This window comes from Streptomyces sp. NBC_01803, assembly GCF_035917415.1.
Lineage (GTDB): Bacteria > Actinomycetota > Actinomycetes > Streptomycetales > Streptomycetaceae > Streptomyces.
In genome coordinates, this window is record NZ_CP109073.1 from 1,281,053 (window position 1) to 1,292,739 (window position 11,687).

Here is an 11,687-nt window from a genome sequence, read left to right on the forward strand (position 1 = left end):
AACACCGGGCAGGCTGTCGCCCACCGGGCGCGCCGAGCACCGAGCACCGAGCACCGAGCACCGAGCACCGAGCACCGAGCACCGAGCACCGAGCACCGAGCACCGAGCGAGGGTAGCTCCGGGTGCCCCCTGATCCACCCCTGACACCAGAGGGATCGGCGGTGTGGCCCGCGTGTTCCCCCGGAAACCCCCTCGCGCGCACACCTTCTCCGGGAATCTGGCCCCCGCGCGCACGGCGGATGGCCGCCTCCCCCGCACGGGAACGGGGGAGGCGGCCGGTTGGGGCGCCGAGGGGGCGATCAGTGAGCGGGGACCGCCTCGGCCGGGGGCGTCCGGGTGCCGTCGCCGTCCGTGTCCGCGTCGTCCAGGTCGTCCAGGTCGTCGAACTCGGGCTCGATCTGGCCGGAGAGCACCTTCTGGGCGCGCTCGGTGTCGAGCATGCCCTCCCACCGGGCGACGACGAAGGTGGCCACACAGTTGCCCAGGAGGTTGGTCACGACGCGCATCGTGTCCATCAGGCGGTCCGCGCCCAGCATCAGCGCGACCACGCCCACCGGGAGCACGTCCAGCGCGGTGACCGTCGCGGACAGCGCGAGCAGGGCCGAGCCGGGGATGCCCGCCATGCCCTTGGAGCTGAGCATCAGCACCAGGACCACGGTGATCTGCTGGCCGATGCTGAGATCGACGCCGACCGCCTGGGCCATGAAGAGGATGGCCAGCGAGAGGTAGATGGAGGCGCCGTCCAGGTTGAACGAGTAGCCGGTCGGCAGCACCAGGCCGGTCGGCGCGGGGGCGCACCCGGCGGCCCGCAGCTTCCGCATGAGCTGGGGCATCACGGACTCGCTGGACGCGGTGGCCACAGCCAGGGACAGCTCGGCGCGGATGAAGACCATCCACCGCCACAGGCTCACTCCGGTGAACACCCGCAGCAGCACGCCCAGCAGCAGGATGAACGCGAGGCCGGCGCCGTAACAGGCGGCGATCAGCTTGCCGTAGGAGGAGAGCGCGTCGAGCCCGTACTGACCGATGAGGTACGCGGCCGAGCCGAAGGCGGCGATGGGCGCGAGCCGCATCACGTAGCCGATGAGCTTGAAGATGACCTCGTTGGCCTGGTCGATCAGTGAGAAGACCTGCGGTACCCGGTTCCGTCCCAGGTGCAGCAGCGCGGTGCCGCACAGCACGGCGAGCAGCAGGACCTGGAGGAGGCTGTTCTCCGCGAACGCGCCCACGGCGCTCACGGGGATGATCTCCATGATGAAGCCGGAGACACCGGGCAGGTGGTTCCCGGCGGTGGCCTCGTCCACGGCGCTGGCGTCCAGCACGGGGTCCCCGCCGGCGAAGCCGGCCCCGGGGCGCACGACGTTGCCGACGACCAGGCCGAGCAGCAGCGCGACCGTGGTGACGAGCTCGAACCAGATGAGCGCCTTGACGCCGATGCGGCCGACCGACCTGAGGTCGCCGGCCTTGGCTATGCCCATCACCACGACACAGAAGACAAGAGGCGAGATGACCATCTTGATGAGGCGCAGGAAGCCGTCACCGAGCAGCTTGAACGTGTCGGCGGTGTCCGGCCAGACGACGCCGGTGGCGATGCCGAGGAGGACGGCGATGATGACGTGCGCGAACGGGGAGCGCAGCAGAGCGGTACTTCTGTGCATGCGAATCCTTCAAGGCGGAATTATTCCGTCAAGCGGAGGGGAGATTCCGCATATCGTCACCCAGGTGCGTTCCGCGTGTGAAACGGGAGCATGACGCGGGCGTTTCGCCCGGCGCCATCCGCTCATCCGGCGCCACAAGACCTATCGGCCGTACTCACGCCGTGAGCAGGAGGACGCCCCTCCGCCGACAGGCGGCCTGGGCTGGCCGAGTGTCGAACTTCCCTTTCGTAACGGCCCTGTTGGGGCGGCGTGCGAGGGAGGGCGCGATGACGGCGGACGTGTTGGACGAGGGCTTCTTCACGGACCCGCACCCGGCGTACCGGCGGTGACGGGAGGAGGGCGGCGCCCGCCGCGTGATGAATTGCACGGCCGCTCCGCTCTGCCGGACCCGCACAGCCGGCACCGTCCCGTGCGATCAAGGCTCTGGAGAAGTCCGTGGGCGCCGCCCTGCTGGAACGGCCTCCGCAGGGCCTCGTGCTCACCACCGCGGGGACAGGTCATGCTGGACGAGGGCAGGACCTTGCCGGCTCAAGCCGCCAACACGGTCTCCCGGGTACGTCAGTCGGCCGCGTCGCAGACCCCACTGACGGTGACCAGCCCGGGGTGCGACGCGTACCCGCTGGACACGCTGGTCCGGTCGTACAACGGCGTGGGCCCGCCCCGCCGGGCCAGCGCCGCCGTCGGCACCCTCGACGACCAGCTCACCCGGCTGCGCGTGGGGCAGGCCGACATCGCGCTGTGGTGCGGGGCCCTCACCGACCCCGGCCTGGACGGCATCCTGCTGCGCCGCGAGCACCGCTGCGTCCTGGTGGGCAGCCGACACCGGCTCGCGGATGAGGAGACGGTGACGGTGGCCGACCTCGCCGATGAGACGCTGGTCGACTGGCTGGGCCCGGACGCACCGCTGCTCGACCCGAGCCTGTGGCCCGACGGGCCGCCCGCCCGTCGGGGTCCCCAAGTCAGCGACGGCCTGCGGATGCTGGCCGTGGTCCGCCTCGGACAGGCAGTGGCTCTCACCGTCCCTCCGGAGAACGGCGCCGGCACCCCCGAGGGGACTGTCAGCATCCGTCTGACCGACGGGCCGCGCCTGCCGTTGCGCGCGGTCTGGTCGCGGAAGCACGCCACACCCGACATCCGGCGGTTCGCCCACCACGCCTCGACATCGCTGCGTCAGGTCGCGTCCGCCGGGTCGGTCGGTGACGCACGGCCGATGCCGTCGCCGCTCACCACATCCGCTGTCCGGTGGTGCGGAAGTCGACGGCCAGGCCGTCGGACAGCACACCGGCGGTGTTGGCGGAGTACTCGAACGCGACCGTACCGGTCTCGTTCTCCACACCGATGGTGGCCTGGGAGCCGGACTCGTAGCTGGTACCGGTGATGTCCTCGCAGTGGAAGGAGATGGCACCGACCGGCTCGCGCAGGAAGAGGAATCGGCCAGGCGCTACGGGCTGTAGCCGCCACGCCCGGACCGCCATGGATACGGCAGGTGACCGGGTGGGCGCGAGGGGAAGTCGTCGATGCGAGGGGCTTTACCTTCAGGACGCCGCTCTATAACGTGCCCGTCATCACAGGCTAAGCGCTTTGCTTGGAGTTGCAACGTGACCGCACACACCACCCCTGTCTTCTTCCGGCCGCCCGAAGGCTGGGTCGGGGACGTCATCCCCTACCACTGGCGGGGCGAGTTCTGGCTGTTCTACCTGCATGAGACCCGCAGTGGCCGGTACGACGCCGGGATGTCCTGGCACCTCGCCCGGACCCGCGACTTCGTGACCTACGACTACGCGGGGGAGGTGCTGCGGCACGGCGGGCCGGAGGATCAGGACCTGCACGCGTATACCGGGTGCGTGATCGAGGCGGCCGGCGAGCACCATCTGTTCTACACGGGCTACAACCCGGCGTTCCGCGACAAGGAGACCGGGCAGCCGCTCCAGGCGGTGATGCACGCGGTCAGCTCCGACCTGCTGACCTGGCGGAAGATCCCGGCGGACACGTTCTACGCACCCGGCGACCGGCATGAACCGGCCGACTGGCGCGACCCGTTCGTCTATCCGACCCCGGGCGGCGAGGGATACACCATGCTCCTCGCCGCCCGCACGAAGTCCGGCCCGGAGCGGCGGCGCGGCTGCGTCGCGCGGGCGGTGTCGCCGGACCTGAGCCGATGGACGGTCACCGAGCCGTTCTCCGCGCCCGCGCGGTTCCTCACGCACGAGTGCCCGGACCTGTTCGAGCTGGACGGCCGCTGGTACCTCGTCTACTCCGAGTTCTCCGAGAAGTTCACCGTCCGGTACCGGGTGGGCGACGGGCCGGAAGGCCCGTGGCGCGCGCCGGCCGACGACACGCTGGACGGCCGGGCGTACTACGCCGCCAAGACCGCCGCCGGCGACGACGGGCGGCGTTACGCCTTCGGCTGGATCCCGACCCGGCTCGGTCTGCGCGACGACGGTGCCTGGGAGTGGGCCGGGGACCTGGCGGTGCACGAGCTGACCGCCCGCCCGGACGGCACCCTGGACGTCCGGCTCCCCGCCACCGTGCGGGAGGCGTTCGGCGCCGGGGTCCCCGAGGCGCCCGGCACCCCCGTCACCGGCGACTGGCGGCTGACCGGCGAAGGCGCCGACGCCGCCGTCGAGACCGCCGACGCGCCCGCCACGCTCCGCCTCGGCGAGCTCCCGCCCCGGTGCCTGGTCACCGCCACCGTGCGGTTCGCGCCCGGAACCCGGGAATGCGGGCTGATCCTGCGCGGCGCCGAGGACCTCGACGAGGGTTACTTCGTGCGCCTGGAGCCCACCCGCGGCCGACTCGTGTTCGACCGCTGGCCGCGCACCGCCCCGGGGCCGCAGCAGTGGCATATCGCCGGCGACGTGCCGCACGCCCTGGAGCTGGAACGCCCGGCCGCGCTGGACCCGGACGTGCCGCACGAGCTGACGGTGCTGATCGACGACTCGGCCGCCGTCGCCTATCTGGACGGGGCCGTCGCGATGAGCTTCCGGATGTACGACCGCCGTACCGGATGTCTGGGGCTGTTCGTGGGCGACGGATCGGCGGAGTTCACGGACGTCAGCGTCCGCACCCGCCAGAACGGAGCGGCGTGATGAGTCGCCCGGGGAAGGGACCGCGGAGAAGCCTGTGGAGCGGACCGGCGAGAAGGCTCGTTCCGGCCCTGATCGCGCTGCTGCTGACCGGCGTCACGGCGTGCGCCACGGCGGGTGATCCGGCGGCCGTGCGCGGCGAGGTCTCCGGCGGGATCGAACCGCGCGAGATCACCTGGCTCAACTCCCGGCCCGCGGACGGCCCGGTCATCCAGGCCGTGCGGCAGGTCGCCGACGCCTACGCCGAGGAGCACCCCGGCTTCCGCCTGAATATCGTCTCCACCCCGGACCGGCCCGCCTACCTCCAGAAGGTGATGACGCTGGCCGCCGCCAGGGAGTTGCCGGAGCTGTTCGACACCGACCCGACCCCGTTCGCGGCCAAGCTCCGCGACCAGGACCGGCTGGTGGACATCGGGAACCTGCTGGACGAGTTCGGCACCACGGACGACTTCCGGCCGCTCGCCCTGGATTACCAGCGGTTCGACGACGGCGGGCTCTACACCCTGCCGCTTGAGTTCGCCATGGAGTACTTCTGGTACAACGAGGACGCCTTCGCCGAGGCCGGGATCTCCCCGCCGCGCACGCTGGACGAGTTCACCGACTCCTGCCCGGCGCTGCGGGAGGCCGGGTACGTGCCGATCGCGCTGGACGGCAGGGACGGCTGGCCGCTGGAGCGTTACCTGTCGTACTACCCCTTCCGGCTGACCGGCAACGACTTCGCCGGCCGGCTCAAGAGCGGTGACGCGGCCATGTCCGACCCGGCGGGGCGGGCGGCGGCCGAGTTCATCGCCGGGCTCGGCGACGCCGGCTGCTTCGCCGAGGGCTTCTCCTCGGCGGGCTACACCGATGCCATGGACCTGTTCGGCAGCGGCCGGGCGGCCATGCTCAACATCGGCACCTGGGAGCTGGGCAACCTCGCCACCGACGCCGTTCCCGACGCCCTGCGCGACAACCTCGACTACTTCGCCCTGCCCACCGCCGACGCCCCGGGGGCCACCGGACCCGATGACTACGTCGTCAGCTCGGGCATCGGCATGGCCGTCAACGCCGACACCCTCGACCCGCTGGTGAAGGACTTCGTCCGCTACCTGCTCGAGCACTACCCGGCCGTCTACGCGTCCCTCGGCCAGCTCTCCCCGACCGAGGGCGTCGAGACGCCCGTGCCCGAGAACGCCACTCCGCTGTACGAACAGGTGCTCGCCGAGGCCGACCGGCTCGGTGACCAGACCGCCAAGCCGTGGGACACCATGCTCGATCCGTCCACCAACACCGTCGTCCAGCAGAACCTGACGCTGCTGGCCCAGGGGGACATGAGCCCGGAGGCGTTCCAGGAGAGCGTGGACGACGCCATCCGGACCAACGCGCCCCGCTACTTCCCCGAATAACGGCCGCCCGCCACACAAACCCGCAGAACCCGCAGCATCGTTACCGCACCGTCCGAATGAGGCACGCCGTGAGCGAAGTCGTCCCCCGCCGCCGTACCCGGCGGCACACCTCCTCGAAATCCCGCCGCCCCCGCCCGCCTTCGGTGCTGCCCGGCAGCCACGGCAAGGCCGTGCTGGTGTTCCTCCTGCCCCCGCTGCTGCTGTACGTGGCGACCGTCGCCTTCCCGATCGCCGAATCGCTCTTCCTCAGCTTCTTCCGCTGGGACGGCATCACCGATCTGGAGTTCGTCGGCCTGGAGAACTACCACGACCTGCTGACATCGGACAGCACCTTCCGGGCCGCCTTCCTCCACTCCTTCGGCTACCTGGCCATCAACCTCGTCATCCAGATCGGCGGCGCGCTGCTGATCGCCAACGCCCTGACCTACCTGCGCCGGGGCCGAAACCTCCTCAAGACCCTCTACCTGCTGCCCGCCGTGCTCTCCACCGTGGCCATCGCCCTCCTCTTCCAGCGCGTCTACTCCTTCGAGCCGGAGGGTCTGCTCAACCAACTCCTCGGCGCCGTCGGGCTGGACGGCTGGACCCGGCCCTGGCTGTCCGACGTCGACACCGCGCTGACCGCCGTCTCGCTGCCGGAAGGCTGGCGGTTCATGGGCCTGTACGTCGTCATCCTGCTCGCCGGGCTGCTCACCGTCCCGCGCGAGATCGAGGAGGCCGCCCGCCTGGACGGCGCGTCGGAGACCCGGATCCTCTTCCGGATCCGGCTGCCGCACCTGCGCCCGGTGCTCGCCACCACCCTGATCATGGCCGTCACCTACGGGCTGCGCGGCTTCGACGTCCCCTATCTGCTGACCAACGGCGGCCCCGGCGTCTCCTCCGAGCTGCTGACCACCTACATGTACAAGACGGCCTTCACCAGCACCGACTACGGCTACTCGAGCGCGATCTCGGTCTTCATCGTGCTCCAGTGCCTGGTCGCGGTCGCCGTCATCCTCACCCTGCTCCGGCGGAAGAACGAGGCCCTGGTATGACCGCCACCACCCTGCTCCCCCGGCGAGGGCCGCGCCCGGCGTCCCGCCGGCCCGTCTCCCACGCCAACGCCACCCGCGCCCGGCTGCTCTCCCGCGTCCTGGTCGTCCTGGTGCTGCTGCTCCAGGTGTATCCATTCTTCTGGATCGTCTCCACCAGCCTGCGCCCGGCCGAGTCGTTCGCCTCCGACAACGCCTTCGCGCCGCCCACCGACGTCACCCTCGACAACTTCTCCCGGGCCTTTGAACAGGGCGACATCCCGCGCTTCCTGCTCAACAGCGCCATCGTCACCGTCGCGTCCAACGTGCTGATCGTCGTGCTGGGCATGATGGGCGCCTACGCGATCCAGGTGCTCGGCTTCCGGCTCAGCCGGGCCGTGCTGGCGTTCTTCCTCGGCGGCATCGTGGTCCCGGTGCAGGTGGCGCTCGTGCCGCTGTTCATCAACTACGCCAATATCGGCCTGCTCGACACCCACCTGTCGATGATCCTGCCGCTGGCCGGCTTCGCCCTGCCGATGTCGGTCTTCCTCTTCATATCCTTCTACGGCTACGTGCCGAAGGAGACGTACGAGGCCGCCGCGCTGGACGGCTGCGGCCCCTACCGGCTGTTCCTGCGGATCACCGCGCCGATGTCCGCCTCCACCATCGTCACCGTCGTCTTCGTCAACTCCATCTTCATCTGGAACGACTTCATCTTCGCCAACACGTTCATCCTGAGCGAGGAGAGGAAGACGGTGCCGCTCGGGCTGCAGAGCTACCTCGGCGCCATGGGATCCACGGACTGGACCGCCACCTTCGCGGCCGTCTCGGTAACCGTGACTCCGCTGCTGCTGGCGTTCCTCGTCTTCAACCGGATCGTGGTGCGCGGACTGGAGTCCGGCGGCCGGTCCTGAGCGGGGCGCGGCGGCACCCGCGGCGTATCATCGCGGCGGCGAGGCAGACGCGTTCACGGAGGTGGCCAGTGGGACGGGCTCCTCGAAAGCGCACCGGTCGCGTCACCATGCAGGAGGTGGCCGACCGGGCGGGGGTCTCCATCGCCACCGCGTCGTTCGCGATCAACGCCAAGGAGACCACCAAGGTCTCCGAGGCCACCCGGCACCACGTCCTCGCGGTGGCCGCCGAGCTGGGCTACCGGCCCAACGCGATGGCGCGCAACCTCAGCAAGGCCAGGACGTCGTTCATCGGGCTGATCACCGACTCGGTGGCCACCACCCCGTTCGCCGGAGAGCTGATCCGAGGTGCGCAGGACGCCGCCCGGGCCCACCACCACGTGCTGCTGATCGCCAACACCGAGTCCGACCCGGCGGCCGCCCGGGAGGCGACCAGCATGATGCTGGACCACCAGGTACGCGGGGTCGTCTACTCCACCTGGTACCACCGGCTGGTGCGGCACCCGGCCGGGCTCAGCGGCGTTCCGCTGGTCCTGGCCAACTGCTACACCGACGGCGATGAGGTCCAGTCGTTCGTCCCGGACGAGGAGGGCGGCGGCCGGTCGGCCGCCGAGCTGCTGCTCGCGGCCGGCCACCGCCGCGTGGCGTTCATCAATCACAGCGAGCCATCGCCCGCTTCCGCCGGCCGCCTGCGCGGCTACCGCGCCGCGCTGCGCGCCCACGGCATCCGCTACCGGCCGGACCTGGTGCTCACCGTCTCACACCCCGACCAGGAGGCCGGTTACGACGTCGGCCACCGCCTGCTACGCCTCACACTGCGCCCGACCGCCGTGTTCTGCTACAACGACCGGGTGGCGATGGGGCTTTACGACGCGCTGCGCGAGGAGGGCGTCCGCGTCCCCGACGATATGGCGGTGGTCGGCTTCGACAACCAGGAGATCATCGCCGCCCACCTCCGCCCCGCCCTCTCCACGGTCGCCCTCCCGCACTATGAACTCGGCCACCGCAGCCTCACCTGGCTCCTCACCCAGGCCCTCACCCCACCCGCCCCGGCACCCACCCGCACCCTGATCCCCTGCCCGGCGATCCCCCGGCACTCCGTGTGAAATCAGACGGACCGACAGAATGTCTTCCGTCACGCCGACAACTGGGCGCTCGTGCTCCTTTGCGCCAAGGAACCGGCCAAGAAACTGTGGACTCTCTGCTAGTGCTTTCCCCACCCGTTGCGGCAGTGGGTGGTGGCCCGGCACGCCGGAATCCGCGCGGCGCTCAAGGACGGTGGCGCCTTTGCCGCTCAGAGCGGTGCCGGGCTGAACCCGGCCGCCGGGTCGCTGCTTGGTGCGGTGCTCGGCGCCGACGGCCCGCACTACCGTGCCGTCCGGCAGATCCTCTCCCACACCATGCTGCCGCACCGCGGCCGCGGCACCCTCCAGCAGGCGATGAACGCCTACGCCGCCACGGTCGTCGACCGACTGCTGGAGACCAGCCAGGAGTTGGGGCGGCGATCGGTCTCGTCGAGTCCTTTTAACCCGGCCACCGCCTCGTACAACCCCCCACGTCCCAGAGTCCCGGACATACCACTGTGATCAGCGACGGCACCATGCGTAACGCGGCGCACTTAGCTTTCAGCCCATCTTTGTGACTCCTGGCAGGAGAGCTCCCTTGCACAGCCACCGTCCGTCCTCTCCCGGATCCGACGACCAAGAATCCGGCGACTCCCCTTCCGGCTACTCCCCTTCGGGCGGCCCTGACCGACGAAGATTTCTGGCGCTTGGCGGCCTGACCGCCGCCGCGGCCGTCCTCGGGCAGCCGGAAGCGTTGGCCCAGGCGCCATCCGCGCACACCGCTACGGCAGCCACCGCGGCAACGACGAGCGGAGCGACCGCCGTTGACGAACTCACCCTCCAACTCCTGCGTGAGGACCTCGAACAGCACCGGACCACCTGCGCCGAGGTGATCCGCGCCGTCCTCTCCCGGATCGAGGCGCTGGACCAGGCCGGTCCCCAGCTCAACGCGGTCATCACCGTCAACCCCGAGGCTCTCTCCCTCGCCGAGGAGCTGGACGAGGAGTTCGCGACGACCGGTCGGCTGCGCGCCGCCCACGGCGTGCCCGTCATCATCAAGGACACCATCGACACCGCATCGTTGCCCACGACCGGCGGCTCGCAGCTGTTCGCGGACTTCTACCCGGAAAACGACGCCACGGTCGTCAAAAAGCTCAGGGACGCCGGCGCCATCATCGTCGCCAAGGCCAACCTCGACGACTTCGCCGCCGCCGTCTACGGCATCAGCTCCCTCACCGGCGCCATGCCCAACCCGTACGGCACGGACTACAGCGTCGGCGGCTCCTCCGGCGGCTGCGCCTCGGCCGTCGCCTCCGGCTATGTGCCGCTGGCCATCGGCTCGGACGCCGGCGGTTCGTTGCGCATCCCCGCAGCCTTCACGAGCATCGTCACCCTCCGCCCGACGATCGGCCTGGTCAGCCGAGACGGAGCGATGCCGCGCGGCCTGACGCAGGACACCCTCGGCCCCATGGCACGAACGGTGGCCGACGCAGCGGCGGGCCTCGACCTGATGGCCGGCTTCGACCCCGCTGACTCGGTGACGGCGCGCGGCTTCGACCGGACACCGCAGGACGGCTATGTCTCCTTCGCCAAGCCGCGCAGACTGACCCACCTCCGCATCGGAGTCATCCGAACCGGCCTGGCCCTCTTCGGCCGGAACGATCCCAGCATCGTGCAGCTGCTCGACGACGCGATGGCCGACCTGGTCGAACTCAAGGCCACCATCGTCGAACTCCCCGGCCCCGACCGGGGCTTGCTCGGCGCCGGCTCCACCATCACCAAGGAGTCCGCCCGGGACGTCGACGCCTACCTCGCGTCCCAGCACGGCACCGCACCGGTCAGCACCTTCCGTGAGCTGTACGACTCCGGCGCGTACTCCTCTTACGCCAAGGAGGCGTTCGACCGCGAGATCCAGGTCGATCCGGCCTCCCTGGGCACCGACCTGCAATACCAGCAGATCCTCTCGGCGCGTACCGCGCTTCAAGACTGGGTGTACGGGCAGATGGCCATCCATGAGCTGGACGCCATCAGCTACGCCAGCGCCATGAAGTTCCCCGCCAAGATCGGCGTCGAGCAGGGCGGGGTGTTCACGCGGCTCAGCGAGAACACCGGCTTCCCGGCGATCAGCGTCCCCATGGGCTACGGCGGCGACGCCGGCCTCCCGACCGGCCTCGAATTCCTCGGCCGCCCCTTCACCGAGCCCCTGCTGATCAGCCTGGCCGCCTCGTACGAGAAGGCCACCAGGCACCGAGTCGCTCCGGAGCTGACGAGCTGACGCCATCTCGCGGGCGGGCGGGCGCGCTCGCCGCGCTCGCCGTGGTGGCCCGCTACGCCTACAGGAGCTGGAGTTCTCCCGAACGGCTGCGGAGCTGGACAGCCCGCGGGCACGCCTCGTCCTCGTCGGCGCGCACGTCGGACGGCTGCCGCGGGCAAGCGCCCGCCGCCGGCCCCGGTCCCCGCGGATCAGCAGTGCAACGCGAGCGGCGGCCGCGAGGAGTTCTCTTCGGAGCCATGCAGACCGCCGGCACCAAACGCCAGACCTGGCAACTCGATCCCGCCCTCCCGGATTCCGCTCC

At 70.5% G+C, this 11,687-nt stretch carries 10 protein-coding genes and 2 pseudogenes; 9 read left to right on the forward strand and 3 right to left on the reverse strand.

Annotated elements, in window-relative coordinates:
- Window positions 1–299: 299 nt before the first annotated feature.
- Complete coding sequence (locus tag OIE51_RS05205; RefSeq protein WP_326595867.1) at window positions 300–1,658, reverse strand: cation:dicarboxylate symporter family transporter; 1,359 nt, start codon at window positions 1,656–1,658, stop codon at window positions 300–302.
- Window positions 1,659–2,018: 360 nt separating this feature from the next.
- On the opposite strand from OIE51_RS05205, the pseudogene OIE51_RS26860 reads away from it, so the two are divergent.
- Window positions 2,019–2,138: pseudogene (locus OIE51_RS26860) on the forward strand (helix-turn-helix domain-containing protein); the annotation flags it as partial.
- A 78-nt stretch (window positions 2,139–2,216) separates the two neighbouring features.
- On the opposite strand, the gene OIE51_RS05210 reads toward OIE51_RS26860, so the two are convergent.
- The gene (locus tag OIE51_RS05210; RefSeq protein WP_326600817.1) at window positions 2,217–2,390 is read right to left on the reverse strand and encodes a hypothetical protein; all 174 of its coding nucleotides are present in this window, start codon (window positions 2,388–2,390) and stop codon (window positions 2,217–2,219) included.
- Here OIE51_RS05210 and OIE51_RS05215 point away from each other — a divergent pair.
- A pseudogene (locus OIE51_RS05215) lies at window positions 2,308–2,754 on the forward strand (LysR substrate-binding domain-containing protein); the annotation flags it as partial. The gene OIE51_RS05210 and the pseudogene OIE51_RS05215 sit on opposite strands and share 83 nt — an antisense overlap.
- Before the next feature lie 127 nt (window positions 2,755–2,881).
- Here OIE51_RS05215 and OIE51_RS05220 read toward each other — a convergent pair.
- On the reverse strand, window positions 2,882–3,133 hold the full coding sequence (locus OIE51_RS05220; RefSeq protein ID WP_326600818.1) for a hypothetical protein: 252 nt from the start codon (window positions 3,131–3,133) through the stop codon (window positions 2,882–2,884).
- Window positions 3,134–3,256: 123 nt separating this feature from the next.
- On the opposite strand from OIE51_RS05220, the gene OIE51_RS05225 reads away from it, so the two are divergent.
- From OIE51_RS05225 to OIE51_RS05255, 7 genes are all read left to right on the forward strand, one after another.
- On the forward strand, window positions 3,257–4,747 hold the full coding sequence (locus tag OIE51_RS05225; protein WP_326595868.1) for a GH32 C-terminal domain-containing protein: 1,491 nt from the start codon (window positions 3,257–3,259) through the stop codon (window positions 4,745–4,747).
- On the forward strand, window positions 4,747–6,129 hold the full coding sequence (locus tag OIE51_RS05230; RefSeq protein ID WP_326595869.1) for an ABC transporter substrate-binding protein: 1,383 nt from the start codon (window positions 4,747–4,749) through the stop codon (window positions 6,127–6,129). The genes OIE51_RS05225 and OIE51_RS05230 overlap by 1 nt, the downstream gene beginning before the upstream one ends.
- Window positions 6,130–6,197: 68 nt before the next feature.
- Window positions 6,198–7,160 carry a carbohydrate ABC transporter permease gene (locus OIE51_RS05235; protein WP_326595870.1) on the forward strand — a complete coding sequence of 321 codons (963 nt, stop codon included), beginning with the start codon at window positions 6,198–6,200 and terminating at the stop codon, window positions 7,158–7,160.
- Entirely contained in the window at window positions 7,157–8,050 is an 894-nt protein-coding gene (locus tag OIE51_RS05240) for a carbohydrate ABC transporter permease (protein WP_326595871.1), read from the forward strand. The genes OIE51_RS05235 and OIE51_RS05240 overlap by 4 nt, the downstream gene beginning before the upstream one ends.
- 116 nt (window positions 8,051–8,166) lie before the next feature.
- Complete coding sequence (locus OIE51_RS05245) at window positions 8,167–9,153, forward strand: LacI family DNA-binding transcriptional regulator (protein ID WP_326595872.1); 987 nt, start codon at window positions 8,167–8,169, stop codon at window positions 9,151–9,153.
- 132 nt (window positions 9,154–9,285) lie between these two features.
- Window positions 9,286–9,633, forward strand: a complete 348-nt coding sequence (locus OIE51_RS05250; protein WP_326595874.1) for a hypothetical protein — start codon at window positions 9,286–9,288, stop codon at window positions 9,631–9,633.
- 232 nt (window positions 9,634–9,865) lie between these two features.
- Entirely contained in the window at window positions 9,866–11,386 is a 1,521-nt protein-coding gene (locus OIE51_RS05255; RefSeq protein WP_326595875.1) for an amidase, read from the forward strand.
- Window positions 11,387–11,687 lie beyond the last annotated feature (301 nt).